This window comes from Serinibacter arcticus (assembly GCF_004786095.1).
In the GTDB taxonomy this organism is placed as follows: domain Bacteria; phylum Actinomycetota; class Actinomycetes; order Actinomycetales; family Beutenbergiaceae; genus Litorihabitans; species Litorihabitans arcticus.
Window position 1 is genome coordinate 887,267 of the sequence record NZ_RHPJ01000002.1, and the last position, 26,484, is coordinate 913,750.

The following is a 26,484-nucleotide window of genomic DNA, read 5'->3' on the forward strand; positions in this document are numbered from 1 at the left end:
CGTCCGGGCGGCTGCACGGCCGGGCGGCTCACGCCGTCGACCGCCTCACCTCACTGCTCGACGTCGTCGTCCACCCAGTCCAGGGTCTTCGTGACGGCCTTCTTCCAGTTCCGCAGCAGGCGGTCGCGCTCGGCCTCGTCCATCGACGGGGTCCAGCGCTTGTCCTCGGCCCAGTTGTCGATGACGTCCTGCTCGCCCTCCCAGTAGCCGACGGCGATGCCGGCCGCGTAGGCGGCACCGAGCGCGGTGGTCTCGGCGACCTGCGGGCGCACGACGTCGACGCCGAGCAGGTCCGCCTGGAACTGCATCAGCACGTCGTTGGCGACCATGCCGCCGTCGACCTTGAGCTCCGTGAGGTTGACGCCGGAGTCGGCGTTCATCGCCTCGAGCACCTCGGCGGTCTGGAACGCGGTCGCCTCGAGGGCGGCGCGCGCGATGTGACCGATGTTGACGTACCGGGTGAGGCCGACGAGGGCGCCGCGGGCGTCGCTGCGCCAGTGCGGGGCGAACAGCCCGGAGAAGGCGGGCACGAAGTACGCGCCGCCGTTGTCCTCCACCGTGGCGGCGAGCGTCTCGATCTCGGGTGCCGAGGAGATCACCTTGAGGTTGTCGCGCAGCCACTGCACCAGCGAGCCCGAGACGGCGATGGAGCCCTCGAGCGCGTAGACCGTGGGCTGGTCACCGATCTTGTAGCAGACGGTGGTGAGCAGGCCGTTTTCGCTCGGCACGATCTCGGTGCCCGTGTTGAGGAGCATGAAGTTGCCGGTGCCGTAGGTGTTCTTGGCCATGCCGACCTCGAAGCACGCCTGGCCGAACGTGGCTGCCTGCTGGTCGCCGAGGATGCCCGCGATCGGGACGTCCGCGAGCAGACCCGTGCCGCGACCCTTGCCGTAGACCTCGGAGGACGACCGGATCTCGGGGAGCATCGAGAGCGGGATGCCCATGTCGGCGGCGATGTCCTCGTTCCACGACAGCGTGTCGAGGTTCATCAGCAGCGTGCGCGAGGCGTTGGTGACGTCGGTGACGTGCACGCCGCCGTCGACCCCGCCCGTCATGTTCCACAGCACCCAGGTGTCGACCGTGCCCATCAGGAGGTCGCCCGCCTCGGCCTTCTCGCGCGCGCCGTCGACGTTCTCCAGGATCCAGACGACCTTGGGGCCGGCGAAGTACGTGGCCAGGGGCAGGCCGACCTTGGCCTTGTAGATGTCGGCACCGACGTCGCCCGCGAGGCGGTCGCAGATCTTCTGCGTGCGCGTGTCCTGCCAGACGATGGCGTTGTACACGGGCTTGCCCGTGGTCCTGTCCCACACCACCGCGGTCTCGCGCTGGTTGGTGATGCCGACGGCGGCGATGTCCTTGGCCTGCAGGCTCGCGCGGCCGAGGGCCTGGCCCACGACGTCGCGCACGTTGGTCCAGATCTCCTCGGGGTCGTGCTCGACCCAGCCCGCCTTCGGGAAGATCTGCTCGTGCTCCTTCTGGCCCGTGGCGACGATCTGGCCCGAGTGGTTGAAGATGATGGCGCGGGAGCTGGTGGTTCCCTGGTCGATGGCGAGGACGTAGTCGGCCACGATGGTTCCCTTCACTTCTTCGTTGATGTGTCAGTGGTGGTGCGGCTGCTGGTGGATCACGTGGTGCGCGACGGCGGTGGCGGGTCGAGCGGTCGGCCCGCCGCCGCCGTCGTGAGGGTGGGGCTGTCGACTCAGACGACGGTCAGCGCGCCGCCGACGAGGCCGGCCAGCGCGCCGCCGACCAGCGGACCGGCGATCGGGACCCAGGAGTAGCCCCAGTCGGACGTGCCCTTGCCCTTGATGGGGAGAAGGGCGTGGGCGATTCGCGGACCGAGGTCGCGAGCGGGGTTGATGGCGTACCCGGTCGGACCACCGAGGCTGGCGCCGATGCCGACCACGACGAGCGCGACGGCGAGCGGGCCGATGGCGGTCGGCGTGGGGCCGAAGTGGATGATGGTGAAGACCAGCACGAACGTGGCGATGACCTCGGTGACGAAGTTGCGACCGAGCGAGCGGATGGCGGGCCCGGTGGCGAAGACGCCGAGCTTGGTGCCCGCGTCCTCCTCGGCGTCGAAGTGGTCCTTGTAGATGACCCAGACGAGCACGGCGCCGATGATGGCGCCGATCAGCTGAGCGGCGATGTAGATGAGGGCGTTGCCGGCGTTGGCCGCGATCGGGTCGAGGCCCAGGTCGGCGTTGCCGGCGAAGAAGTCGCCGCCGCTGGTCCACAGACCGACGGTCACGGCGGGGTTCAGGTGGGCGCCGGAGCGGAAGGCGGCGTAGACACCGGTGAAGACCGCGAGGCCCCAGCCGAAGTTGATCAGCAGCCAGCCCCCGCCGAAGCCCTTGGTGCCCTTGAGGATGACGTTGGCGACGACGCCGCCGCCGAGGAGGACGAGCAGTGCGGTTCCGATGAGCTCGGGCACGAAGATGTTGTTCACGGACAACCTCTCTTCACTTCGTTGTGAGGATGACGCAGGTGCATCATCTGCGGACGAGTGTGGCGGCGATCACCGGCGCGCGCCCGACGGCGCGCGGGGCGATCGCCGCCACGGGTCAGGACGCTGCGGCAGGCTGCAGCGGCTGCATGGGGGCGATGTCGGCGACGGCGAGGCGCGCCTCCTCCGCCTCCTCGTCGGTGGTGGTGCGGGCGGCCGCGTCGGTCGCGTCGCACCGGGCGATCCACGAGGCCTTCTCGGCCTCGACCTTGGCGTCGTCCCAGCCGAGGACGTCCGCGACGATGGCGGCGATCTCGTCCAGGGCACCGCGGCCGGCGTCGGCGATCTCGTACGACAGGCGCGTGCGGTGCAGGAGGACGTCCTCCAGGTGCAGCACCTGCTCGTGCGTGGCGGCGAAGTGGATCTCGGCCCGCAGGTAGGCGGGCGCGTGCTCCAGCGGCTTCGCGAGGTCGGGCTGCTCCTCGATCGCGGCCATCAGGTCGCGCAGCGCCGAGCCGTAGCGGTGCAGCAGGTGGTCCACCATCGCGGTGCTCCAGCCGAAGCGACGCTCGAGGCGACCGGTCTGGCGCTTGACGGCCTGGAGGCCGACGGCGCCGATGAGCGGGATGCGCTCCGTGATGGAGGGCAGCGAGCGGGCGCGGTCGCCGAGGGCGAAGTCCACGGCGTCCTTGGCCATCACCCGGTAGGTCGTCAGCTTGCCGCCCGCGATGGCCGTGAGGCCGGGGGTGGGGGAGGCGACGGTGTGTTCGCGCGAGACCTTGGCCGAGGACGTGCCGTCCTTAGTGCCGGGCTGCAGCAGCGGTCGCAGTCCCGCCCAGGTGCCGATGACGTCCTCGCGGCCGATCGGGTCGGCCAGCACCGCGTTGGCGTGCTCGATGACGTAGTCGATGTCGGCCGCCGTCGCGACGGGGTGGACCGGGTCCTGCTCGTAGGGCGTGTCGGTGGTGCCGATGACCCAGTAGCGCGACCACGGGATCACGAACAGCACGCTCTTCTCGGTCTGGAGGATCAGCCCGACCTCGCCGCGGATCCGCTCGCGCGGGACGACGATGTGGATGCCCTTGGACGCGAGGACCTTGAGGCCGCCGTCGGTCCCGGCGAGGGACTCGGTCTCCTCGGTCCACACGCCGGTGGCGTTGATGACGTGCGTGGCCTTGACCGTGCGCTCCTCACCCGTCTCCAGGTCGCGGACGACGGCGCCGTCGACGCGGCCGAGACCGCTCTTGGTGAGCTCGACCAGCTGCGTGCGCGAGGCGGCGAGCGCGCCGTAGGAGGCCGCGGTGCGGACCACCGTGAGCACGAGCCTGGCATCGTCGACCGACGCGTCCCAGTACTTGATGGCACCGAGCGCGGCGTCGTCGGACAGGTCGGGGAACGCCTTGTGGAGCGCCTTCTTCGACAGGTGGCGGTGCAGCGGCATGGCGCGGCCCTTGCGGCTGCCGATCGTGGCGAGCACGTCGTACAGCGCGATCCCGGCGCCGACGTACGGCCGCTCCCAGTGCTTGAGCACGGGGTAGAGGAAGGGCACGGGCTTGACCAGGTGCGGCGCGATCTCCTTGATGAGGAGGTCGCGCTCGGTCAGGGCCTCGTGCACGAGGGAGAAGTCGAGCATCTGCAGGTAGCGCAGGCCGCCGTGGACGAGCTTGCTGGAGCGGCTGGACGTGCCCGAGGCCCAGTCCTGGGCCTCGATGATGCCGGTGCGCAGGCCACGGGTGGCGGCGTCGAGGGCGATGCCGGCGCCGGTGATGCCGCCGCCGATGACGAGGACGTCGAGACCGGCGTCGTCGCTCATGGCGTCGAGGGCCTCGGTACGGGTCGCGGGGGTGATCGCGGTGGTCACAGTTCCTCCTGTGCCTGGGTGCGGTGGGGCCCGTCGGCTGGCGGCCCACCGTCAACCCTGGCCCCGCGAGCACATCTGCGCAACACTGGTGCACGGATGTGCACCAGGGGAGGAGAGATCGTGGACGGTCGTGACGAGCTGATGCACGAGGCGGCCACGATGTACTACCTGCAGGACGCCACGATGGAGACCATCGGCCGCCAGCTGCGCATGTCGAGGTCGGGGGTGAGCCGACTGCTGAAGGCCGCGCGCGAGCGCGGGATGGTGCAGGTCCAGGTGCGGTCCCCGGGTGCGGGCGGCGCCGTCGCCCGCAGCGTCGAGCGCCTGTTCCGGGTGCGGGCGCACGTCGTACCGGTGCGCTCGCCGCTGACCGACGACGTCCGCCTGGACCACGTCTCCCGGTACGCGGCGCAGCTGCTGCAGGGCTGGTTCGGGCACGGGATGACGCTCGGGCTCGCCTGGGGCACCACGGTCGCCGCGGTCGCGGTGCACCTGACGCACACGCCGATCAGGGATGCCACGGTCGTGCAGCTCAACGGCGCCGCCAACACTCTGTCCTCCGGCCTCGCCTACGGCACCGACCTGGTGAGCCAGTTCGCCCAGGCGTTCGACGCCGTCCCCGAGCACTTCCCGGTGCCCGCCTTCTTCGACTTCGCCGCCACGCGTCAGCTGATGTGGCGCGAGCGCAGCGTCCGGCACGTGCTCGCCGTCCAGGCGCGCGCGGACCTCGCGGTGTTCGGTGTGGGCGCGCTCGTCGCGCCGGTGCCCTCGCACGTGTACACGTCCGGCTACCTCGAGGAGGAGGACCGCACGGCGCTCGCGGTCGACGGCGTGGTGGGCGACGTGTGCACCGTCTTCCTGCGCGAGGACGGGTCGTGGGAGGACGTGGCGATCAACGACCGCGCCACCGGCCCGACGCCGCGCCAGCTCCAGGCCATCGACCGCCGCGTGTGCGTGGTCGCGGGGGAGGCGAAGGTGGTGCCGCTGCGCGCGGCGCTGCGGGCGGGCGCCGTCACCGATCTCGTGATCGACGAGCCGACGGCGAACACCCTCGTCCGTGGCACCATGCCGGGGTGAGCACCGAGCCAGAGTCCGCCGTCGCCCCGCAGGTCCCGTCCCCCGGCGCGGTCACCGTGCGCCGCGCCGTCGCCGCGGACGCGCGAGCGATCCGCGACCTGGTCGTCCCCTACGCCGAGCGACGCATCCTGCTGGCCAAGGAGCTGGTGGGCTACTACGAGTCGGTGCAGGAGTTCCTGGTCGCGGTCTCGCCCGACGGCGACGTCGTGGGCTGCGGCGCCCTCCACGTGATGTGGCGCGACCTGGGGGAGGTGCGCACGCTCGCCGTCCGCGAGGACTGGGTGCGCGCCGGCGTGGGGCGCGCCCTGGTCGGTGCGCTGCTCGACCGGGCGGCGGAGCTGGGGCTCGAGCGGGTCTTCTGCCTCACGTTCGAGGTCGACTTCTTCTCTCGGCTCGGGTTCGCGCCGCTCGAGGGTGACGCCGTCGACCCCGACGTGTTCGCGCAGCTCCTGCGCTCGCACGACGACGGCGTCGCGGAGTTCCTCGATCTCGCCCACGTCAAGCAGAACACCCTGGGCAACACCCGGATGATCGTCAGGCTGGCGGAGCGCTGACCCGTCGGGCCCGGGGCGCCGCGCGCAGGATGCGTGAGCGCACCAGCCCGATGACGAGCGCGACCTGGATCGCGACGACGGCGCCGAAGACGGCGGAGATCGCGGTGCTCGGCCGCACCACCACCCAGAAGATCACGCCGATCACGCAGCCGACGACGAGGAACCGCGCGCAGAGCCCGAGGGCCCGCCCGAGTCCGGCCACGCTGTGGGCGGGGTCGGGGACGCGGCGTCGCAGCAGCTGGACGAGCGCCCACGTCGCCAGCGCGGTCGCGACGAGCGCGGCCAGCTGACCGATCATGAGCACCGAGACCCCGGGCACGACGACGTCCGCGCCACCGCCGCCGTTCTCGACCTGGGCCATGCTCGCGGCACCCGCACCGACGAGTCCGACGCCGACGGCGGTGCCCGCCATCGCGATCAGCGTGCGGGAGATCGCGCGCACGGCGAGGCCGGTGACGACGTCGGGGTCGGTCGCGGGGGGCGTCTCGCTCACGCGGCCACGGTAGTTCGCGAGCGGCGCGGGGTGGACGAGGCGCGCCCTGCGCGCCCAGGGGCGGCCGCGCGCCTGGCGCTCCCGCTGGTGTCCGCGCGCCCGTCAGCGCCCGAGCACGAACGACTCCGCGTCGCCGGACACGAGACCGTCCGCCACGAGGGAGTCGAGGCTGCGGTGCGCCTGCTCGTCCCCGCTGCCGGCGACGGCGACGAGCTCTTCGCGGGTGAGCGGACCCGTCGCGTCGCGCAACGCCGCCATCAGGCGGCCACGCACCTGGCGGTCCGTCCCGTGCCACGCCTGCGTCCGACGCGCGGCCGCGTGCTCGTCGGCCGGGTAGCCGGCGGCGCGCCAGGCGCAGAGGTCGCGCACCGGGCAGTCGTCGCAGCGCGGTGAGCGGGCCGTGCACACGAGCGCCCCGAGCTCCATCACGGCGATGTTCCAGCGCGCTGAGGTGGCGTCGTCGCCCGGTACGAGGGCGTCCGCGCGCCGGGTCTCCTCCTGCGTCAGGTGGGGGCGCGGCAGCGCGGTCCCGGCCGTGAGGCGTCCGAGCACGCGGCGCACGTTGGTGTCCAGCACGACGGCGCGGCGGCCGTGCGCGAAGGCCGTCACCGCGGCCGCGGTGTACGAACCGACGCCGGGGAGCGCGAGCAGGTCGGCCTCCGCGGTGGGGACCACGCCGTCGTGACGCTCGACGATCGCGGCGGCGCACTGCTGCAGCCGGAGCGCGCGGCGCGGGTAGCCGAGGCGGCCCCAGGCACGCAGCACCTCGTCGGTCGGGGCGGCGGCCAGCGAGGCCGGGGTCGGCCAGCGCTCGAGCCAGGCGGTCCAGGGGCCCTCGACCCGGACGACCGGGGTCTGCTGCAGCATGATCTCGCTGACGAGCACGCCCCACGGGGTGGCGGTCGCGGCGCGCCACGGAAGGTCGCGCCGGTGGACGTCGAACCACACCAGGAGCCTCGCGTGCAGCGCGGCGCGCGGGTGCGGCGGGGTGGAGGCCGGGGCGGTGGTGGGCGCCGGCGGCACGGGATCGGTGGACATCACCCCCGATTCTGCCGCCCGCGGGGGTCCACCCCTCCGCCGAGAACGGAGCGTGGCGGGGCGACGTGCCGACGGCGGCGGGGTCACGGGCCCGCGCGGATGCCTCACCTATCCTGCTGAGGTGCCGGACACGTCAGGGACGGGGCGGACCCCGCGCAGGAAGCAGCCCGTCGACGCGCGCTCGCAGGGCCGCTCGACCCCCCGCTCGACCCCTCGTTCGACCCCCCGCTCGAGCAGCCGCCCGGCGGGCGGCCGGGCCGGGGGCGGAGCCGGCTCGGTGTCCTCGGCGAGGTCGGCCCGGAGCGCGGCGACGTTCCGCCGCCGTCGTCTGATCGTCGTGGTGCTCGCCGTCCTGCTCCTCGCGGGCCTGGCCGTCGGCGTCTGGGCGCTCGTCGGAGCACTCACCGGCGGCAGCGGGGACGGCCAGGGCGCCACCACCCCGACGGGTGGTGCGACCTCGTCCAGCACCGCCCCCACCGGGACGACCGAACCCGCGGAGCCGGAGACCACCGAACCCGCCATCGGCTCGACGCCGCCGCAGCCCACGGCGTGCACGGCCGACCAGGCCACGCTCGCCGTCGACGCCCCCTCGTCGGGGCGCGTGGGCGCCGGCGTGACGTTCTCGCTCGACGTCGCCACCACGTCGGACGTCCCGTGCCTGGTGAACCTCGGCTCCGATGCCACGACGATCGAGATCCTCTCGGGCGACGACCTGGTGTGGACCTCGGCGCAGTGCGCGTACGCGCCGTCCGAGCGTCGACTTCTCCTGGGCGAGGACGCGACGGACGCGCAGGCGGTGACGTGGGCGGGGACCCGCTCCGCGCAGGGCTGCACGGGCGGGCAGCCCGTCGCCGAGGCCGGGACGTACCGCGTCGTCGCCACGCACGAGCAGGACGGCGCGCAGCTCACCGGCGAGGCGACGATCGTCCTGCAGTAGCCGCGTCCCTGCGCGTCGCCGGCGGAATCGCCGACGGCGTCGCAGCGGGACTCTCCTTCCGTTGACTCCGCGCGCACGGCGTGCCTACGGTCGTGTGGACAGCGCTGTCCGCCCGACGAAGGAGTCCCCATGCCCTCCACCTCGACCACCACAGCGGTACGCGGAGGGCGCCGGCCGCGAGCCGGCGTCGCGGGCGGGCTGGCTCTCGCCGTCGTCGCCGCCCTCGCCGTCGCGACCGCCCCGGCCGCGACCGCCGCCCCCGGCGCTCAGGCCGCCGTCGTCGTCCCGCCCGTGGACGCCGAGGGCTACTCGGTCATCCTGGACGGTTCCCAGGAGTCCTTCGACATGTGGGCCTACGCCGGCGACGGCGGGTTCGACCTCAACGACGACGGCACGGTCACCAGCCGCGTCGGGGAGGACGGCGGCTTCGGCACGCTCTGGTACCCCGCCAAGGAGCTGGGGGACTTCTCCCTCAAGCTCGAGTGGCGCGACGACGCCCCCGGCGCGGCCGACGTCCGCGGCAACAGCGGCGTCCAGGTGCGCTTCCCCGACCTGTCGCAGCCGCTCGCGGGCTGCCCGACCACGTTCGACGGCAACGAGCAGAACAACCTCTCGTGGATCGCGGTGAACTGCGGCCACGAGATCCAGATCAACGACTCGGCCGAGGTCGAGGGCAACGACCCCCGCAAGACCGGCTCGGTCTACGGGTTTGCGGACATCGGGCTGGCCGCGGGCAACACCACGCCCAAGGGTGAGTGGAACGAGCTCGAGATCCGCGTGATCGACCAGACCTACACGGTGCTGCGCGACGGCGTCGTCATCAACACCTACGAGAACCTGCCGGGCGTGCCGTTCCCGGGCCGCCCCAACGACCCCGACTCCAGCAGCCGCGGCCTGACGGGCTACGTCGGCCTCCAGGCGCACGGCGCCGACCAGGACCGCGTCTCCTTCCGCAACGTGCGGGTCCAGGAGATCTCGCCGTTCACGGACGTGGCCGGCAGCATCTTCTCCGCGCAGATCTCCTGGCTCGTCAACAGCGGCATCACGACGGGCTGGGAGAACCCGGACGGGACGCTCGAGTACCGCCCGCTCGCCCCGATCGCGCGCGATGCGATGGCCGCGTTCCTGTTCCGCCTCGCCGACGAGCCCGGCTACCAGGCGCCCGACGTCTCACCGTTCGTCGACGTCGCCACGGACGACCTGTACTACCGGGAGATCGCGTGGCTCGCGGAGAACGACATCTCCACCGGCTGGGTCGACCCCGTGACCGGCGACGCCGAGTTCCGTCCGCTCGCCCCGATCGGGCGCGACGCGATGGCGGCGTTCCTCTACCGCATGGCCGACGAGCCGGCCTTCGAGGCGTTCCCCGTCTCGCCGTTCACCGACCTGACGCCCTCGACGCCGTTCTACACCGAGATCTCCTGGCTGGTCTCGGAGGGCATCGCGTTCGGCTGGCTCGGGAACGACGGATCGGCAATCTACCGCCCCGTCGAGCCCATCAACCGCGATGCGATGGCGGCTTTCCTGTTCCGCTACGACAAGGCCGGCTTCACCGCGGCGGACTGACACCGACGTCGCACCGACGTCGAGCCGACGCCGAGTCGTCCCGGTCCCGTCCGTCGACGGGGCCGGGACGACCCGGTCGGGGCGACTCAGACGAACCGGTCGATCAGCGAGGTCTCGGCCAGCCGCGAGAGCCCCTCACGCAGGGAGCGGGCGCGGACGGCGCCGATGCCGTCCACGAGCTGGAAGTCCTCCACGGTGGCCGACAGCATCTTCTGCAGGCTGCCGAAGTAGCCGACCGTGGACTCGACGATGGCGATCGGCAGCCGCGGGATGCGCGCGAGCATGCGGTAGCCCCTGGGCGAGACCGCGGCGTCGAGGGCGTCGCCCGCCGTGCCGCCGATGCCGAGCATGCGGGCGATCTGGTTGAGGTCGATGAGCGAGGTGGAGTCGAGGGCCTCGAACCCCGCCAGGGCCTCGTCGAGGCTGCGGCGCTCGTCGAGGTAGTCGCGCACGACGTGGTCGCGGTCGGGCGAGGACGTGCCGACGAGCTCCTCGAGCTGCAGCGCGAGCAGGCGGCCGTCGGCGCCGAGCTCGGAGACGTAGCCCGAGACCTCCAGCGAGATGCGGCGCACCATCTCGAGTCGCTGGATGACGGTGGCGACGTCGCGGACCGTGACCAGGTCCTCGATCTCGAGGGCCGACAGGGTCTGCGAGACCTCGTCGAGCCGCGACTTGTAGCGCTCGAGCGTGGCCAGGGCCTGGTTCGCGCGGGAGAGGATCGCGTCGGAGTCCTCCAGCACGAACCGCTCGCCCTCGAAGTAGACCGCCACGATCCGCATCGACTGGCTGACCGAGATGACGGGAAGGCCGGTCTGGACCGCGGCGCGCTGGGCGGTGCGGTGACGGGTGCCGGACTCCGACGTCTCGATCGACGCGTCCGGCAGGAGCTGGACGGCGGCGCGCAGGATGCGGGACGCGGTCGCGTCCAGCACGATCGCGCCGTCCATCTTGGCGAGCTCGCGCAGCCGCGTGGAGGAGAAGGCGACGTCGAACTCGAAACCGCCCGAGCAGATGGACTCCACGACGTCGTCGTGACCCACCACGATGAGGGCTCCGGTCCGCCCCCGCAGGATGCGTTCGAGGCCGTCGCGCAGGGCGGTGCCCGGGGCGATGGCCCGCAGGATGCTGCGGCCGGTGGCGCCAGGGAGCAGGTCGGACATGCGGCGAACTCTACGGCAGGCGGACGCCCGCGCCGCGTGGCGCGTGAGGGGTGGCCCGCCCCCGCCGCCGTCCCTACGGTGGGGAGATGAGCGAGCCCGACGCCGTTGCCGCCACCGACCTGGTCTGGGACTCCCGCACCGTGCCGGTCGAGGGTGGCGAGGTGGCCGCGCAGGACACGGGGCCGATCGCCGGCCGCTCCGCCGTCCTGCTGATCGGTGGGGCGACCTGGTCGCGGGACTGGTGGCCCGAGCCGTTCTGCGCCGCGCTCGTCGCCGCCGGTCTTCGCGTTCTCCGGTACGACCAGCGCGACACCGGCGCCGCCACGCTCTCCCCGGTCGGTGAACCGGGCTACACCGCGCCGATGCTCGCCGACGACGCGGCGGCGGTGCTGAGCGCGTTCGACGTCGGGCGGGCGTGCGTGCTCGGCCTGTCCATGGGTGGCGGGACCGCACAGCTGCTCGCCGCCACCCACCCCGACCGCGTCGCCTCCCTGGTGCTCGTGTCCACGAGCCCGGCGGGCGACGTCGGACGGGATCTGCCCGGACCGACGCCCGAGATCGTCGAGACGTTCACCGACGCGGCGGCGGAGCCGGACTGGTCCGACCACGAGGCCGTCGTGACGTGGGTGGTGGAGACCGAGCGTCCGTACGCGGGGCCGGGGACGTTCGACGAGTCGGCCGTTCGAGCGCTGGCCGACCGCGCCGTCGCGCGCACCCCGAGCCTGGCTCCCGCCGCGACCAACCACCTCGCGGTCGCGGGGTCGGCGTCGTCCGTGGACGTCGGGGCGCTGCGGGGCATCCCGGCACTCGTGATCCACGGCGGGGCGGATCCGCTGTTCCCGCCCGCGCACGGTCGAGCCCTGGCCGAGGCGCTCGCGGCTCCCCTCCTCGTGCTCGCCGGCGTGGGGCACGAGCTGCCGCCCGCGAGCACCTGGGACGTCGTCGTGCCGCGCATCGCGGAGCTCGCCCTCGGGTCCGTCCGTGCCGGCGACACCACGGGCTAGCCGGAGCTCGACCCGAGCAGCTCGGCGACGGGCTCGCTCGCCAGCTCCCACGCGGTGCGCAGGTCGGGGGCGTAGTGCACCGTCATGCCCGCGGGTGCGCGCAGCCCGCCCTGGGCCGAGGCGGGTACCACGGCCTGCGTGAACCCGAGCCGGCTCGCCTCGCCGAGCCGGCGCTCCAGCCCGGTGATCGGCCGCAGCTGACCCGTGAGGCTCACCTCGCCGACGGCGATCAGCCCCGGTTTGAGCGGGGCCCGCCGGTGGGCGCTGGCGAGCGCGAGCGCGACCGCGACGTCGCCCGACGGCTCCTGCGCCCTGGCCCCGCCGATCGTGGAGACGTAGACGTCGCTCGCGGACAGGCCGAGCCGCAGGCGGGACTCGAGCACCGCCAGGGTCATGCTGACGCGGGCGGAGTCGACGCCGGAGGTCGCCCGCCGCGGGTGCGGCGTGGCGGAGGAGGCGACCAGCGCCTGGATCTCGATGGGCATGGGGCGCGCGCCGTCGAGCGTGATCGTCACGCACGTGCCGGGCTCACCGGTCGCGCGCTCGGACAGGAACAGGCCGCTGGGGTCGGCCAGGCCGACGATCCCGGAGTCGGACAGGTCGAAGCAGCCCACCTCGTCGGTCGGGCCGTAGCGGTTCTTGATCGCGCGCACCATCCGCAGCCGGGAGTGGCGGTCGCCCTCGAACTGGCACACGACGTCGACCAGGTGCTCGAGCACGCGCGGACCCGCGATCCCGCCGTCCTTGGTCACGTGCCCCACGAGGACGACGGGGAGGTGGCGCTCCTTGGCGGCGCCGATCACGCCGGCCGCGACCTCGCGGACCTGCGCGACGCCGCCGGCGGCGCCCTCGACGGACTGCGACGCGATGGTCTGGATCGAGTCGAGGATCAGCAGCCCGGGGTCGACCGCCTCGACGTGCCCGAGGACGGTGCCGAGGTCGGACTCGGCCGCGAGCATCAGGTCGGGGTGGACGGCGCCGATGCGCTGCGCACGCAGCCGCACCTGCGCGGCCGACTCCTCGCCCGTGATGTACAGGACGCGTGTGCCGCTGCGGGCCATCCGGCCCGCCACGTCCAGCAGCAGCGTGGACTTGCCGACGCCGGGCTCCCCGGCCATCAGGACGACGGCCCCGGGCACGAGGCCGCCACCGAGCACGCGGTCGAGCTCGCCGACGCCGGAGGGGCGCGTGGCCACGAGGGCGATCTCGACCTCGTCGATCGGGCGCGCGGGGGAGCGGGGCGGGGTCGCGGCCGTCGCCCGGGCCGCCGGCTCGGCGCCGGCCTCGGTCACCGTGCCCCACGCCTGGCACTCGCCGCACCGGCCGACCCACTTGGCGGCGCGCCAGCCGCACTCGGTGCACTCCCAGGTCGCACGCGTCGCACGCGCCGTTCTCGCTGCCATGGTCGTGACGCTACCCGCGCCCTCCGACAGGCTCCTCGGGTCGCCCTCCCGGCGACCGCCCGACCGCTGGCCTAGGCTGCCCCCAACGACCGGCGCCACCATCGGCACGGAGCCCGGGCGCACCCCGATCGGACCTCAGGAGATCACGCGTGTCAGAGCAGAGCCCGTCGACGGACGGACCGCCCTCCCCGCGGCGCGCCGCGCGCGAGCAGTTCGAGGTCCGCCCGCCGAGCCCGGAGTCCAGGCTCCGCACCCGGCGGCGGATCGCCACGATCGTGGCCGGCGGCATCGCCGTCGCCGTCGTGGTGCTCGTCGTGCTCCTCCTGGTGCAGCCCGACCCCGAGCCCGAGGCGACGCCGGAACCCGTCCCCGGCGAGACCGTCACCGCCCCCGTGCCGACCGCGACGGTGCCCCCGGTCGAGCGGGACACCTCCACCGCGTTCTCGGCGGCGCTGCCGTCGACGGTGCTGCAGTGGGCCGTCGCCGACCAGGTCGTGGCCGAGGACGTGCGCGCCGCGGGAGCCCTCGAGGCCTACGCGCTGACCTACACCGACGGCGACGACGCCACGGGTGACGTCACGCTGGCCACCGCGCAGTGGCGCAGCCCCGAGGCCGCTGCGGCCCACCTCGCCTCCCTCGGCCTCACCGGCGAACCGGTGCGCAGCGAGGAGGTGCTGGCCGGCGGTGCCGCCGTCGGTGCGATGACCGCCTACCCCGACGTCGACGGGTCGGGGGAGCGCGTCGCCTGGACCAACGGCGCCACCACGTTCGTCGTGACGGCCCCGGACGGGACCGCCACCACCTTCTACGACGCGTTCGGGATGTGACATGAGGATCGCTCTGCTGGGTTCGGGTGTGATGGGCAGCGCCGTGCTGGCCTCGATCGTGGCCGCCGACGGCGTCGCGGAGGTCGTCGTGACCGACGTGCGGGCGCAGGTCGCGCGCGACGTCGCCGCGGCGCACGACGGCGGCCGGTCGGACGTCGCGGTCAGCGGCACCGACGACAACGTCGCCGCGGTGACGGGGTCCGACGTCGTCGTGCTCGCCGTCAAGCCCCAGCACATGGGCGACCTGCTGGCGCAGGTGGGCCCCGCCGTCGCGCCGGGGGCCGTCGTCGTCTCGATCGCCGCCGGCCTCACGTGCGCCTACCTGGAGGCGGCCCTGCCCGACGGCGTCGCCGTCGTCCGCGTCATGCCCAACACCCCGGCGACCATCGGCCAGGGGGTGGCAGCGCTGAGCGCGGGGTCCGCGGCCGACGAGACGCACCTCGACCTCGTCGAGCGGCTGCTGACGCGGACCGGGCTCGTCGTGCGCGTGCCGGAGCACCAGCAGTCGATCGTCACGGCGATCTCGGGCTCCGGACCCGCCTACGTCTTCCACCTGATCGACGCGCTCGCCGAGGCCGGCACGGCGGGCGGGCTGCCGCGCGAGCTGGCGCTCCGGCTGGCGGCGCACACCGTCGCCGGGTCGGGGGCCTACGCGGTGGAGTCCGGGACGCACCCGGCGCTGCTGCGCGAGGCCGTCTCCTCACCCGGCGGGACCACGCTCGCGGCGCTCGCGGTGCTCGACGAGCGGGCGGTGCGCGCGGCCTACGCCGCCGCGGCGCGGGCGGCGGCCGACCGGGCGGACGAGCTGAGCGCGAGCCTCGCCGCGCCGTCGGGCCCGCGCGCGTGAGCGACGACGGTGCGGCCCCGCCCGCCGCCCCGGTCACCACGGCGTCCGCCCGGCGTGACCGCCCCGCCGGCATGGCCGCCGTCGCGCGGCTGGCCGGGGTCTCCCACCAGACCGTCTCACGCGTGCTGAACGAGCACCCGAGCGTGCGCCCGAGCACGCGCGAACGGGTGCTCGCGGCCATGGTCGAGCTCGACTACCGGCCCAACCGGCTGGCGCGTGCGCTGGTCACCTCGCGCTCGGGGATCATCGGCGTCGTGACGAGCGGGTCCGCCCGGTACGGACCGTCCTCGACGCTGATGGCGGTCGAGGAGGCCGCGCGCGGCGCGGGCTTCGCGGCGAACGTGACCGCGGTGCGCGAGGACGACTCCGAGGCGCTCGCGACGCGGATGGCCCAGACGCTGCTCTCCTTCGACTCGCAGGCGGTCGAGGGCGTCATCGTGATCGCCCCGCGCGTCAGCACCGTCGAGGCGCTGCAGACGATCAGCTCGCGCGCTCCGCTGCTGCTGATCGCGGCGGGGGTGGCCCCGAGCCCGCGGTTCGGCGTCGTCGGCGTGGACCAGGCCCAGGGGGCGCGCGCGGCGACGGCGCACCTGCTCGCGCTGGGCCACACGTCCATCGGCCACCTCGCGGGGCCGGCCGACTGGTTCGACTCGCGCGAGCGCCACCGCGGCTGGCTCGAGGAGCTCGAGCACGCGGGCGTCACGCCGGGGCCGGTGTGGGAGGGCGACTGGACCGCCGACGTCGGCTACGACGTCGGGCGTCGCCTCCTGGCCGACCCCGACCGCCCGACCGCCGTCGTGGCCTCCAACGACCAGATGGCGCTGGGCCTGCTGCGCGCGTTCGGCGAGGGCGGCCTCGACGTGCCGGGTGACGTGAGCGTGACCGGGTTCGACGACATCGAGGGGACGGCCCACTTCCGGCCCCCGCTGACCACCGTGCGGCAGGACTTCGCCGCGCTCGGCGAGGCGGCCATGGCCGAGATGCTCCGGCTCATCGCCGAGCGCGGCGGGCGCGCGCACGCGGGCGCGGACGACGGGGCGGCGGCAGGGGCCGGGGTCGGCGTCGGGGGAGTGGCACCGATCCCCGCCGAGCTGGTGGTGCGGAGCTCGACGGGTGCGGCGAAGCCGTCGTCGGAGCAGTTGTTGTGATCGTTAACAACAGCTAGGCTCGCTCGAGTTCAACCACTCCGAGAGGGTCACCGATGACAGCCTCCCCGTCGCCCACGGGCGCCTCCGTCACGACCGGCACCGCCGTCCCGGCCGAGGTCCCCACCCCCGGCGACCTGCTGGCCCAGGGCCGCGCCGTGCTGGGGATCGAGCTCGGCTCGACCAACATCAAGGCCTGCCTGATCGGCCCCGACCACGAGGTCCTGGCCACCGGCAGCCACGCGTGGGAGAACGCCTTCACCGACCGCGTCTGGACCTACGCGCTCCCGGACGTCTGGACCGGCCTCGCCGCCGCCGTCGCCGCCGCGCTGGCCGACGCCGAGCGCCGCCACGGCGTGCGTCCCACCGCCCTCGACGCCGTCGGCGTCTCGGCCATGATGCACGGGTACGTCGCGCTGGACGCCGCCGGCGAGCTCCTCACGCCCTTCCGCACCTGGCGCAACACCACGACCGGGGCGGCCGCCACCGAGCTGACGCAGGCGCTCGGGTACAACATCCCCATGCGCTGGACCGCCGCGCACCTCTACCAGGCGGTGCTCGACGGCGAGGACCATCTCGACCGCGTCGCGCACGTCACCACGCTGGCGGGCTACGTGCACCAGCGCCTCACGGGGCGCCGGGTCGTCGGGGTCGGCGACGCCTCCGGCATCTTCCCCGTGGATCCCGCCACGCACGACTACGACGCCGCGCTCCTGGCGATCCTGGACGAGCGCATCGCCGAGCGTCGCGCCGGCCGCTCGGGCCTCCCCGCCGCGCGCGACCTGTTCCCGTCCTCGCTCGGGGCGGGCGCCGACGCCGGCTCGCTCACCCCGGAGGGTGCCGCGCTGCTGGACCCCACCGGCACGCTGACCGCCGGTGCGCCGGTGTGCCCGCCCGAGGGCGACGCCGGCACCGGCATGGTCGCCACCAACGCGATCGCGCCCCGCACGGGCAACGTCAGCGTCGGCACCAGCATCTTCGCGATGATCGTGCTGGAGCAGCCGCTCACCACCGTCCACCACGAGATCGACCTCGTCACCACGCCGGTGGGCGACCTCGTCGCGATGGTGCACTGCAACAACGGCGCCAGCGAGCTGGGGGAGTGGGCGAACGTGTTCCACACGTTCGCCGGGGCGATCGGCCACGGCGCCGACCGCGACGACGTCTTCGCCGCCCTCCTGGCGCAGGCCCTCGAGGGCGACGCCGACGGCGGCGGCCTCCTTGCCTACAACTACCTCGCGGGCGAGCCGGTGACCGGGCTGTCCGAGGGGCGTCCGCTCATCGTCCGCACCCCCGACAGCCGCCTGACGCTCGGCAACCTCATGCGCGCCCAGGTCTACGGCGCGTTCGGCACGCTGAGCCTCGGGATGCGCATCCTGACGCGCGAGGGGGTCGAGGTCGACGCGCTGCTCGCCCACGGCGGCCTGTTCCGCACCGCGGGCGTCGCGCAGCGGCTGCTGGCCGCGGCCGTCGGCACCCCGGTCGCCGTCGGCGAGACGGCGAGCGAGGGCGGCGCGTGGGGCATCGCCGTGCTGGCCGCCCACCGCCGCGCGATCGCGGCCGGCGAGGACGTCACGCTCGCCGAGTATCTGAACCGGCGCGTGTTCGCCGACGCCGCCCAGGTCGTCGTCGAGCCCGACCCCGTCGACGTGGCCGGCTACGCCACGTTCCTGGAGCGCTACGAGGCGGGGCTCGCGATCGAGCGCGCCGCGATCGCCGCGGTCTGAGGACCACCCGCACCACCCGCATCACCTGCACCACCTGCACCGTCGATCCTGAGGAGCACCACCATGGGGACGATCCCCGAGAACCTGCGCGACGCCGTCGCGAAGGCGCGCGTCGACGTCGCCGCGCTGCACGCCGAGCTGCCCCGCTGGGGGCTCGTGGTGTGGACCGCCGGCAACGTCAGCCAGCGCGTGCGCGGCGAGGCCGCCGACGGCAGCGAGGACCTGCTCGTCATCAAGCCGTCCGGCGTGACCTACGACGAGCTCACGCCCGAGTCCATGGTCGTGTGCGACCTGGAGGGCACGCTGGTCGACGGCGACCGGTCGCCCTCGAGCGACACGGCGGCGCACGCCTACGTCTACCGCCACATGAGCGACGTCGGCGGCGTCGTCCACACGCACTCCACCTACGCCACGGCGTGGGCCGCACGACGCGAGCCCGTCCCGTGCGTGCTGACGATGATCGCCGACGAGTTCGGCGGCGAGATCCCGATCGGACCGTTCGCGCTCATCGGCGACGACTCGATCGGGCGCGGCATCGTGGAGACGCTCCGCGAGTCCCGCAGCCCCGCGGTGCTGATGGCCAACCACGGTCCGTTCACGATCGGCAAGGACGCGAGGGCCGCCGTCAAGGCCGCCGTGATGGTGGAGGAGGTGGCCCGCACGGTCCACATCTCGCGCCAGCTCGGCGACCCCGTCCCGATGGCGACCTCCGACGTCGACTCGCTCTACGACCGCTACCAGAACGTCTACGGGCGCTGAGCCCGCGCGCTCCCGCCCACCCCCACCCCAGCCACCAGGAGAACCCCGTGACCAGCGTTCCCCCCACCGACCCCACCACGCTCGACCCGTTCGCGGGCCGCGAGATCTGGTTCCTCACCGGCAGCCAGCACCTCTACGGCCCCGAGACGCTCGAGGAGGTGACGGTCAACTCCCGCGAGATCGTCGGCCACCTCGACGGCAGCGCCGAGATCCCCGTGCGCGTCGTCTTCAAGCAGCTCCTCACCGACACCGAGGCGATCCGCGCCGTGGCCGACGAGGCGAACGCCGACCCCGCCGTCGTCGGCGTCATCGCCTGGATGCACACGTTCTCGCCCGCGAAGATGTGGATCACCGGCCTGGACGCGCTGCGCAAGCCGTTCCTGCACCTGCACACGCAGGCCAACGTCGACCTGCCGTGGGGCGAGATCGACATGGACTTCATGAACACCAACCAGGCCGCGCACGGCGACCGCGAGTTCGCCTACATGGCCTCGCGCCTCGGCGTCGCCCGCAAGACGGTCGTCGGTCACGCGTCGCAGTCCTTCGTGCGCGAGGAGATCGGCACGTGGGCCCGCGCCGCGACGGCGTGGGCGCACGTCCGGGGCCTGAAGCTCGCGCGCTTCGGTGACAACATGCGCTTCGTCGGCGTCACCGAGGGTGACAAGACCGAGGCCGAGCGCGTCTTCGGCGTCCAGGTCAACACGTGGGGCGTCAACGAGGTCGCGGCACGCGTGGCGCAGGTGACCGACGCCGAGGTCGACGCGCTGATCGAGACCTACGTGGCGGAGTACGACGTCGCGCCCGAGCTGCTCCCCGGCGCCGAGCGCCACCAGAGCCTGCGCGACGGCGCCGCGATCGAGGCCGGGATGCGCTCGTTCCTGCAGGAGGGCGGCTTCGGCGCGTTCACCACCAGCTTCGAGGACCTCGGCGACCTCAAGCAGCTCCCCGGCCTCGCGGTGCAGCGACTCATGGCCGAGGGCTACGGCTTCGGCGCCGAGGGCGACTGGAAGACCGCCATCCTCGTGCGCGCCGCCAAGGTGATGGGCCACGGCCTGCCCGGTGGCGCGTCGCTGATGGAGGACTACACCTACGAGATGGCCGACGGGAAGCAGAAGATCCTCGGCGCCCACATGCTCGAGGTCTGCCCGTCGCTGACCACGTCGCGCCCCAGCCTGGAGGTGCACGCGCTCGGCATCGGCGGCAAGGAGGACCCGGTCCGCCTCGTCTTCGACACGGACACCGGCCCCGCGATCGTCGTCGCCCTGTCGGACATGCGCGAGCGGTTCCGCCTCGTGGCGAACGTGGTCGACGTCGTCGAGCCCGACGCCGAGCTGCCGAACCTGCCCGTCGCCCGCGCCGTGTGGGTGCCGCAGCCGGACTTCCGCACCTCCGCGCAGGCCTGGCTGACCGCGGGCGGCGCGCACCACACGGTGATGTCGACGGCCGTGGGGGCCGAGGCGTGGGAGGACCTCGCCGAGATCCTGCGCACCGAGCTCGTGCTGATCGACGACTCGACCACGATCCGCGGCCTCAAGAAGGAGCTGCGCTGGAACGCGGCGTACTTCCGCCTCGCCCAGGGGTTCTGACCTCCGCTCAGACCCACCCCGATCCGCCGAGAGCGACCCTCCCGCCGTGGGAGCGACGTGTGACACGTCGCTCCCACGGCGGACGGGTCGCTCTCGGCGTCCGGGGGCGGGGCGGGGGCGAGCGGGTGGGTGGATGGATGGGTGGGCGCGTCTCCTCGACAACCGCGCACAGCAGGAGCACAGTGACGCCCACTGCCGAGCTCATCGTCGAGGTCGGCGCGAGAGGTGGGGACCATGTCCGACCGGGTCGTGGACGCGCAGGGCAAGCAGGGTCAGGGCGAGCGGGGCGAGGGTGAGCAGGTCGAGCTGAAGCGGGCCATCGGCCCCAAGCTCCTGCTGCTGTTCATCGTCGGGGACATCCTCGGCACCGGGGTCTACGCCCTGACCGGTCAGGTGGCGGGCGAGGTCGGGGGAGCGGCGTGGCTCCCGTTCCTCATCGCGTTCAGCGTGGCCACCCTCACCGCGTTCAGCTACCTCGAGCTGGTCACCAAGTACCCGCAGGCGGCGGGCGCCGCGCTCTACACGCACAAGGCGTTCGGCATCCACATCGTGACGTTCCTCGTCGCGTTCATCGTGATGAGCTCGGGCATCACGTCCGCCTCGACGGCGTCGCGCGCGTTCGCCTCGAACTTCGCGGTCGGCGTCGGGTGGGAGGCGACACCGCCGCAGATCCTCGTGGTGGCCGCGGGCTTCATGGTGCTGCTGGCGATCGTCAACTTCCGCGGCGTCGGTGAGAGCGTCAAGGCCAACGTCGTGCTCACCCTCGTGGAGCTCTCCGGCCTGCTGCTGGTCATCATGGTCGGGCTGACGGCGCTCGGGCAGGCCGACTTCTCCCGCGTCGTCGCCTTCGACACCCCGGAGGACAAGAGCGTCTTCCTGGCGATCACGACGGCGACGTCGCTCGCCTTCTTCGCGATGGTCGGGTTCGAGGACTCGGTCAACATGGCCGAGGAGACGAAGAACCCCGCCAGGATCTTCCCGAGGATCATGCTCACCGGCATGGGCATCACGGGGGTGATCTACGTGCTCGTGGCGATCGTCGCCGTCGCCCTCGTCCCCGTCGGCGAGCTCGCGGCGAGCGAGACGCCGCTCGTGGAGGTGGTCAGGGCCGGCGCGCCCGGCCTGCCGATCGACCGGATCCTGCCGTTCATCTCGATGTTCGCCGTCGCCAACTCCGCTCTCATCAACATGCTGATGGCGAGCCGTCTGATCTACGGCATGGCGAGGCAGAAGGTGCTGCCGCCGGTGCTCGGCAGGGTCCACCCGCGCCGCCAGACCCCGTGGGTGGCCATCATCTTCACGACCGTGCTGGCCCTCGCGCTGATCACGGCCGTCTCGCTCAACCCCGAGTCCAACGTCATCGGCGTCCTGGGCGGGACGACGGCGCTGCTCCTCCTGGCGGTCTTCACCGTCGTCAACACCGCCGTCCTGATCCTTCGCCGCGACCCGGCGCCCGAGGGCGCGTTCCGGGCACCCACGGCCATCCCCGTGCTCGGCGCGGTGACGTGCCTCTACCTCGTCACGCCGCTCGCCGGGCGCGATCCGCTGCAGTACCGCGTCGCGGGGGTGATCCTCGTGGTCGGGCTCGTTCTGTGGGTGATCACGTACGCGGTCAACGCCAGGCTCGGGATCCGCCCGACGCGCTTCAGCGACCCCGACAGCTTCAGCGGCAGCGGTCCCGTCAACCGAGTCCCGTAGGATCGCGGCGTGACCCCCTCGCGCCGCCTCCTCGTGCTGGCCTCGGCCTGCGCGCTGCTGGTGCCGCTGTGGGCGGTCGTGGCCGCCGGTCTGGTCCAGGTCCGCGCGTGCGTGCCGTCGCTCGGATCGCTCACCGGAGCCCACCTGCTGCTGCTGCGTCCGGCCGCCGACTGCCCCAGCGGTGTCGCGCTCGACGAGCACGGGGTCCTCGCCGTCGTCGGTGCGGTCGCGCTGACGACGATCGCGGTCAACCTGGCCGCGATCGGCGCCCTCGCCGGCATGTCCGCGGCGCTCGCCCGCACGGCGGCGCTCGTCGCCCGGCTGCTGGACCGCGTGCTCCCCGGACGACGGACGCCCGGTGCGGTCGTCGCCGTCGGCGCACGCTCGGTGCTCTCCCGCGCGACGGCCGTGACCGGCGACGTGCGGCGTGCCGCCACCGCGGTGGTCGGCCTGCGGGCCCCGCCGCTCGCCGCCTGAGACCTCACCCTCTCGACCGCCGGACGTCGACGTCGACGCCCGCCACCTCCCCCCTTCCCGCACGTCCCTCATCGAGGAGCCCCATGTCTTCCCAGCAGTCCCCCAAGCAGACGAAGGACCAGCGCCGCGAGGCGGCGCGCGCCCAGGCCGAGAAGCTGCGCCAGCAGCAGGACTCGCGCGAGAAGCGCAGCCGCAACATCCTGATGGGCGTGCTCGGCGCGATCGTCGTGCTGGTCATCGGCGTCGGCTTCGTGATCTTCCAGCAGTCGCAGAAGACCCTGCTCGACGCGTTCGACGGCAGCGCGCCGTCGACGTCGGACAACCGCGCAGGCATCACGGCCGGCGAGGCCGGTGCCGCCGGCACGGCCAACGCGGACGCGCCCGTGCTCGAGGTGTACATCGACTTCATGTGCCCGTACTGCGGCGACTTCGAGGCGGCCAACCAGACCGACCTCGAGGAGCTCCGCGCCTCCGGCGACCTCACGGTCAGCTACCACATGATGTCGAACCTGGACCAGCTCTCGCAGGGCACCCAGTTCTCCACCCGCGCCGCTAACGCGGCCGCGACCGTCGCCAACGACGCCCCCGACCAGTTCGTCGCGTTCGTCGAGGCGATGTTCGCCAACCAGCCCGAGGAGAACACCCCCGGTCTGAGCGACGAGCAGATCGCGCAGATCGCGGTCGACGCCGGTGTGCCGCAGGCCGTGGCCGACACGTTCGTGGACGGCACGTACAACGAGTGGGTCGCCGTCGGGACCCGACAGGCGCAGCGCGAGGGCGTCGCCGGCACCCCGACGGCCAAGCTCGACGGCGAGCGGGTTCCCCAGGACGTCAACATCTACCAGCAGGGCGCGCTCCTGACCTGGCTCGGCGAGCAGGGCGTCGGCGAGGCCGCGGTCTCGGAGTGATCGAGGCGATCGCGTGACGCACGAAGGGCCCCCGCCGCGGCGGGGGCCCTTCGTGCGTTCTGGCAGAATGAACGGGTCCTGAGGCGTCCTGCGCCCGGGCCCGCCTCCTTAGCTCAGTTGGCCAGAGCAGCTGTCTTGTAAACAGCAGGTCATCGGTTCGAATCCGATAGGGGGCTCCGAGCGGTCAGCTGTCGAGGTCGTCCTCGTAGGCCCCGGCGAGCAGGTGCAGCTTCTGGGTCGGCCCGATGGCCAGCACGGTGCCCGTGATGGTCAGCGAGATCGTCCGGTCGCGGGCGTCGAGCACGAGGCGGGCGTCCCTGCGGCGGGCGTCGATGCGGAACTCGCCGTCGTCGGCGATGAGGCGGCCGCCCCAGCCGTGCCGCGCGAGGCGGCGCGTGATGAGCTCGCCCGTGGCGCGCTCCGGCTGCGCGCCGGGCACCCTGACGAAGAACTGCGGCAGCACGGTGCCCCGCGTGGGTCCGGCGAGCCAGCGGGTGCGGGCCCAGTCGGTCGTCATGCCCAGGGCGGCGCCGATGCGGAGACCGAGAGCGTGGTGCTCCTCGCGGATCTGCTCGAGCTCGACGGGCGGCAGCTGCTGGAACGTGAGCGAGCTCGTGCCGACGCCGGTGTCCTCGGCGAGGTGCGCGGCGGTGGTGGCCGCCGTCGACATCGAACCGGAGGGGGAGAGGTTCACGAGGGTGCTTGGGGAGTTCTGGTGCATGGGATCTCCAGGTGCAGAAGTGACGCTGGGTGCGGCGATCAGGCCGCGAGGGTGCGGGGCGACCCGGTTTCGGGGTCGACGAGGCGCACGGTGGGTGACAGGGGTTCCGGAGCGGGACGAGCGCGGTTCCGGGGGGACGCGACGTCGTCGTCGCGCGAGAAGGGGTCGATGAGAGTCGAGACCACGGGCCCACCATCCTGGTTCGGCGAAACGGTTCGCCACCAGGTGTCAGGGGTGACAGGGGATTCGCCACCGAGGTCTGGGGTGGGCCGCCGTCCGAGGACGACGCCGACCACACTACTCCGCTCTGTACGCGAGTTCGACCGGAGGGACCGGCCAGTTCCGGAGGCCGAGTGCGTGGCCGTTCCGCGTAGCCTGGGACCGGCCGATCGGCCACCCGCACGACTCGTGCGGGGGCCGCGGCGGCGGACACGACGAAGAACGGGTGAGGCGTGAAGTCCTACGAGCAGTTCGTCCGGACCACTTCCGACTTCAGTGCTCGGCTGCTGACGGACTACGACGTGCTGGAGGTCCTGGAGGAGCTCGCCGAGCGCCTGGCGGACCTGCTCGGCCTCGTGGGCAGCGGCGTCAGCCTGGCGCGCGGCGACCGGCTCGAGGCGATCACCGCGATCCCCGAGCTCATCCAGCCGCTGGAGAAGCAGCAGGAGCTCGACCAGGCCGGGCCGTGCATCGAGGCCCATCGCACCGGTCGCGTCGAGGCCATCGACGACCTCGACCGCGAGATCCGCTGGCCCACCTACCTCCGCATCGCGCACGCGCAGGGCATCCGCGCCGTGGCCGCCATCCCGATGCGGCTGACCGACCAGGGCATCGGCGCCCTCAACCTCTACTGCGCCACCCCCCGGGAGTGGAGCGAGGAGGACCTCGGCGCCGCCCAGGTCCTGTCCAACATGGCGACGGCGTTCCTCATCAACGCGTCAACGCTCGCGAAGCAGACCCTGCTCTCGGAGCAGCTGCAGAACGCGCTCGACACCCGGGTGCTGCTCGAGCAGGCCAAGGGCATCGTGGCGGAGTCGAACGGGACCTCGGTCGACGTCGCCTTCAGCGTGATCCGCAAGTTCGCGCGGACGCGGCGGATCCCGCTGCAGGAGGTCGCGAACGCCGTCGTGCACATGGGGGTGCGCCCGACCTGACGGCCTCCCTCGATCCGGCGCCGTCGGGCCGTCCCCGCGGGTCACCCGGTCGGCAGGCTCGACTCCCGCATCACGAGGCTGCTCGGGACCACGTCGATCCCCGGGGTCGCGCGGCCCTCGATGGCCTCGAACAGCCGGTTGGCGGCACGGCGTCCCAGGTCCTCGAGGTGCATGTCGACGCTCGTGAGCTGAGGTCGCGACCCGGTCGCGAACAGCTCCCAGTTGTCGTGGCTGACGACCGAGACCTCGCGCGGGACGGCGACGCCGCGCTCGCGCAGCACGTCGAGCACGCCGCGGGCGATCTGGTCGCTGCCGCACAGGATGCCGTCGATGCCGCGCTCGGCGTCGCGCGCGTCGGGCCTCGCCAGGAACATCTCCGTCGCCGAGCGCCCCCACGACTCCGTCCAGCTGCCGAACAGCACCTCCCCGCCCCACGGCGCGAGACCGGCCGCCCCCAGGGCGGCCAGGGCGCCCGTGGCGCGCTGGTGGGCCGCACCGTAGGCGGGGTCGCCGGAGATCACGGCGATGCGGGAGCGTCCGCAGGCGATGAGGTGCTCGACGCCGATGCGGCCGCCCGCCTCGTGGTCGACGGTGACGGACATGTCCTCCGGATCGAGCGACGGCGCGTAGGCGTAGACCACCGGGACGGGCAGCCGCCCGAGACTCTCGCGCGGATCCGGCCGGGCGCCGACCACCACCAGGCCGTCCACGCGTCGACCCAGCAGGGCCTGCAGGTGGTAGGCCTCCCGCAGGCTGTCGCCGCGGGCGTCGCACAGGAGCGCGGACATCTTGCCGGTGCCGGCCGCGTCCTCGACGCCCATCAGGACGGGGATCGAGAACCGGCCGTCGAGGTCGTGGGTGACGAGTCCGATCGTGCCCGACCGCCCGGTCAGGAGGCTCTTGGCCAGGGTGTTCGGACGGAAGCGCAGCTGCTCGGCGGCCTCCACGACGCGCTGTCGCGTGGTCGGGGCCACCTGCTGGCGGTTGTTGAGCGCCTTGGACGCCGTGGCCACGGACACGCCGGCGAGCGCCGCGACGTCGGCCAGCGTGGTCACCCGCGCCTCCACCATCCGAAAGCCCTTTCCATCGATCAACC

Annotated in this window: 24 protein-coding genes and 1 tRNA gene; 16 read left to right on the forward strand and 9 right to left on the reverse strand. The window is 73.3% G+C overall.

Annotated elements, in window-relative coordinates; translation table 11 throughout:
- Positions 1–50 precede the first annotated feature (50 nt).
- The 3 genes from glpK to SERN_RS08685 form a co-directional block, all read right to left on the reverse strand.
- On the reverse strand, positions 51–1,568 hold the full coding sequence (gene glpK / locus SERN_RS08675) for a glycerol kinase GlpK (protein ID WP_135849678.1): 1,518 nt from the start codon (positions 1,566–1,568) through the stop codon (positions 51–53).
- A gap of 131 nt (positions 1,569–1,699) precedes the next feature.
- Positions 1,700–2,449, reverse strand: coding sequence for an MIP/aquaporin family protein (locus SERN_RS08680; protein WP_135849679.1), 750 nt, complete (start codon positions 2,447–2,449; stop codon positions 1,700–1,702).
- A gap of 115 nt (positions 2,450–2,564) precedes the next feature.
- A complete protein-coding gene (locus SERN_RS08685) occupies positions 2,565–4,259 on the reverse strand; it encodes a glycerol-3-phosphate dehydrogenase/oxidase (protein WP_135849849.1) in 1,695 nt (564 codons plus the stop codon).
- A 168-nt stretch (positions 4,260–4,427) separates the two neighbouring features.
- Here SERN_RS08685 and SERN_RS08690 point away from each other — a divergent pair, with 168 nt between their 5' ends.
- Positions 4,428–5,384, forward strand: a complete 957-nt coding sequence (locus SERN_RS08690) for a sugar-binding transcriptional regulator (RefSeq protein ID WP_135849680.1) — start codon at positions 4,428–4,430, stop codon at positions 5,382–5,384.
- Positions 5,381–5,938: an amino-acid N-acetyltransferase gene (locus tag SERN_RS08695; protein WP_135849681.1), complete on the forward strand. Its 558-nt coding sequence runs from the start codon at positions 5,381–5,383 to the stop codon at positions 5,936–5,938. Before SERN_RS08690 ends, SERN_RS08695 begins: the two co-directional genes overlap by 4 nt.
- On the opposite strand, the gene SERN_RS08700 is transcribed toward SERN_RS08695, so the two are convergent.
- Both SERN_RS08700 and SERN_RS08705 read right to left on the reverse strand, forming a co-directional pair.
- Positions 5,919–6,431 carry a hypothetical protein gene (locus SERN_RS08700; protein ID WP_135849682.1) on the reverse strand — a complete coding sequence of 171 codons (513 nt, stop codon included), beginning with the start codon at positions 6,429–6,431 and terminating at the stop codon, positions 5,919–5,921. The two genes, SERN_RS08695 and SERN_RS08700, sit on opposite strands and share 20 nt — an antisense overlap.
- 102 nt (positions 6,432–6,533) lie before the next feature.
- Positions 6,534–7,469 (reverse strand): HhH-GPD family protein, encoded by a 936-nt coding sequence (locus SERN_RS08705; RefSeq protein ID WP_135849683.1) that lies wholly within the window; start codon positions 7,467–7,469, stop codon positions 6,534–6,536.
- A gap of 277 nt (positions 7,470–7,746) precedes the next feature.
- Here SERN_RS08705 and SERN_RS08710 point away from each other — a divergent pair, with 277 nt between their 5' ends.
- Entirely contained in the window at positions 7,747–8,406 is a 660-nt protein-coding gene (locus SERN_RS08710) for a hypothetical protein (protein ID WP_135849684.1), read from the forward strand.
- Between the two features lie 129 nt (positions 8,407–8,535).
- The gene (locus SERN_RS08715; protein ID WP_135849685.1) at positions 8,536–9,972 is read left to right on the forward strand and encodes a 3-keto-disaccharide hydrolase; all 1,437 of its coding nucleotides are present in this window, start codon (positions 8,536–8,538) and stop codon (positions 9,970–9,972) included.
- A gap of 86 nt (positions 9,973–10,058) precedes the next feature.
- Here the strand turns inward: SERN_RS08715 and disA are convergent, their stop codons facing one another.
- Complete coding sequence (disA, locus tag SERN_RS08720) at positions 10,059–11,132, reverse strand: DNA integrity scanning diadenylate cyclase DisA (protein WP_135849686.1); 1,074 nt, start codon at positions 11,130–11,132, stop codon at positions 10,059–10,061.
- An 86-nt stretch (positions 11,133–11,218) separates the two neighbouring features.
- Here disA and SERN_RS08725 point away from each other — a divergent pair, with 86 nt between their 5' ends.
- Positions 11,219–12,136, forward strand: a complete 918-nt coding sequence (locus tag SERN_RS08725) for an alpha/beta fold hydrolase (protein WP_135849687.1) — start codon at positions 11,219–11,221, stop codon at positions 12,134–12,136.
- On the opposite strand, the gene radA is transcribed toward SERN_RS08725, so the two are convergent.
- The gene (gene radA, locus SERN_RS08730) at positions 12,133–13,539 is read right to left on the reverse strand and encodes a DNA repair protein RadA (protein ID WP_135849688.1); all 1,407 of its coding nucleotides are present in this window, start codon (positions 13,537–13,539) and stop codon (positions 12,133–12,135) included. The genes SERN_RS08725 and radA overlap by 4 nt on opposite strands.
- Before the next feature lie 149 nt (positions 13,540–13,688).
- Between radA and SERN_RS08735 the strand changes: the two genes are divergently transcribed.
- The 10 genes from SERN_RS08735 to SERN_RS08780 all read left to right on the forward strand — a co-directional run bounded on the left by SERN_RS08735 (position 13,689) and on the right by SERN_RS08780 (position 23,689).
- Positions 13,689–14,366 (forward strand): hypothetical protein, encoded by a 678-nt coding sequence (locus SERN_RS08735; protein WP_135849689.1) that lies wholly within the window; start codon positions 13,689–13,691, stop codon positions 14,364–14,366.
- Position 14,367: 1 nt separating this feature from the next.
- Positions 14,368–15,213: a pyrroline-5-carboxylate reductase gene (proC, locus tag SERN_RS08740; RefSeq protein WP_135849690.1), complete on the forward strand. Its 846-nt coding sequence runs from the start codon at positions 14,368–14,370 to the stop codon at positions 15,211–15,213.
- Positions 15,210–16,361: a LacI family DNA-binding transcriptional regulator gene (locus SERN_RS08745; RefSeq protein ID WP_233251561.1), complete on the forward strand. Its 1,152-nt coding sequence runs from the start codon at positions 15,210–15,212 to the stop codon at positions 16,359–16,361. Before proC ends, SERN_RS08745 begins: the two co-directional genes overlap by 4 nt.
- 53 nt (positions 16,362–16,414) lie before the next feature.
- The gene (locus SERN_RS08750; RefSeq protein WP_135849691.1) at positions 16,415–18,085 is read left to right on the forward strand and encodes a xylulokinase; all 1,671 of its coding nucleotides are present in this window, start codon (positions 16,415–16,417) and stop codon (positions 18,083–18,085) included.
- Positions 18,086–18,148: 63 nt separating this feature from the next.
- Positions 18,149–18,844: an L-ribulose-5-phosphate 4-epimerase gene (locus SERN_RS08755; protein ID WP_135849692.1), complete on the forward strand. Its 696-nt coding sequence runs from the start codon at positions 18,149–18,151 to the stop codon at positions 18,842–18,844.
- A 47-nt stretch (positions 18,845–18,891) separates the two neighbouring features.
- Positions 18,892–20,430: an L-arabinose isomerase gene (gene araA, locus SERN_RS08760; protein ID WP_135849693.1), complete on the forward strand. Its 1,539-nt coding sequence runs from the start codon at positions 18,892–18,894 to the stop codon at positions 20,428–20,430.
- Between the two features lie 234 nt (positions 20,431–20,664).
- Positions 20,665–22,128, forward strand: a complete 1,464-nt coding sequence (locus SERN_RS08765) for an APC family permease (RefSeq protein ID WP_135849694.1) — start codon at positions 20,665–20,667, stop codon at positions 22,126–22,128.
- Between the two features lie 9 nt (positions 22,129–22,137).
- Positions 22,138–22,605, forward strand: coding sequence for a hypothetical protein (locus tag SERN_RS08770; protein WP_135849695.1), 468 nt, complete (start codon positions 22,138–22,140; stop codon positions 22,603–22,605).
- Between the two features lie 83 nt (positions 22,606–22,688).
- Positions 22,689–23,513, forward strand: a complete 825-nt coding sequence (locus SERN_RS08775) for a DsbA family protein (RefSeq protein WP_135849696.1) — start codon at positions 22,689–22,691, stop codon at positions 23,511–23,513.
- Positions 23,514–23,615: 102 nt separating this feature from the next.
- Positions 23,616–23,689, forward strand: a tRNA-Thr gene (locus SERN_RS08780).
- An 8-nt stretch (positions 23,690–23,697) separates the two neighbouring features.
- Here SERN_RS08780 and SERN_RS08785 read toward each other — a convergent pair.
- Positions 23,698–24,234: a hypothetical protein gene (locus tag SERN_RS08785; protein WP_135849697.1), complete on the reverse strand. Its 537-nt coding sequence runs from the start codon at positions 24,232–24,234 to the stop codon at positions 23,698–23,700.
- A gap of 452 nt (positions 24,235–24,686) precedes the next feature.
- On the opposite strand from SERN_RS08785, the gene SERN_RS08790 reads away from it, so the two are divergent.
- On the forward strand, positions 24,687–25,388 hold the full coding sequence (locus SERN_RS08790) for a GAF and ANTAR domain-containing protein (protein ID WP_135849698.1): 702 nt from the start codon (positions 24,687–24,689) through the stop codon (positions 25,386–25,388).
- A 41-nt stretch (positions 25,389–25,429) separates the two neighbouring features.
- Here the strand turns inward: SERN_RS08790 and SERN_RS08795 are convergent, their stop codons facing one another.
- Positions 25,430–26,443, reverse strand: coding sequence for a LacI family DNA-binding transcriptional regulator (locus SERN_RS08795; RefSeq protein WP_332888465.1), 1,014 nt, complete (start codon positions 26,441–26,443; stop codon positions 25,430–25,432).
- Positions 26,444–26,484: the final 41 nt, after the last annotated feature.

Excerpts from the sequence above, each read along its gene's own strand:
- SERN_RS08685 (WP_135849849.1), bottom strand. The coding sequence starts at position 4,259 with ATGAGCGACGACGCCGGTCTCGACGTCCTCGTCATCGGCGGCGGCATC.
- SERN_RS08705 (WP_135849683.1), bottom strand. The coding sequence starts at position 7,469 with ATGTCCACCGATCCCGTGCCGCCGGCGCCCACCACCGCCCCGGCCTCC.
- SERN_RS08715 (WP_135849685.1), top strand. The coding sequence starts at position 8,536 with ATGCCCTCCACCTCGACCACCACAGCGGTACGCGGAGGGCGCCGGCCG.
- disA (WP_135849686.1), bottom strand. The coding sequence starts at position 11,132 with ATGTCCGACCTGCTCCCTGGCGCCACCGGCCGCAGCATCCTGCGGGCC.
- SERN_RS08725 (WP_135849687.1), top strand. The coding sequence starts at position 11,219 with ATGAGCGAGCCCGACGCCGTTGCCGCCACCGACCTGGTCTGGGACTCC.
- radA (WP_135849688.1), bottom strand. The coding sequence starts at position 13,539 with ATGGCAGCGAGAACGGCGCGTGCGACGCGTGCGACCTGGGAGTGCACC.
- proC (WP_135849690.1), top strand. The coding sequence starts at position 14,368 with ATGAGGATCGCTCTGCTGGGTTCGGGTGTGATGGGCAGCGCCGTGCTG.
- SERN_RS08750 (WP_135849691.1), top strand. The coding sequence starts at position 16,415 with ATGACAGCCTCCCCGTCGCCCACGGGCGCCTCCGTCACGACCGGCACC.
- SERN_RS08755 (WP_135849692.1), top strand. The coding sequence starts at position 18,149 with ATGGGGACGATCCCCGAGAACCTGCGCGACGCCGTCGCGAAGGCGCGC.
- SERN_RS08765 (WP_135849694.1), top strand. The coding sequence starts at position 20,665 with ATGTCCGACCGGGTCGTGGACGCGCAGGGCAAGCAGGGTCAGGGCGAG.
- SERN_RS08775 (WP_135849696.1), top strand. The coding sequence starts at position 22,689 with ATGTCTTCCCAGCAGTCCCCCAAGCAGACGAAGGACCAGCGCCGCGAG.
- SERN_RS08785 (WP_135849697.1), bottom strand. The coding sequence starts at position 24,234 with ATGCACCAGAACTCCCCAAGCACCCTCGTGAACCTCTCCCCCTCCGGT.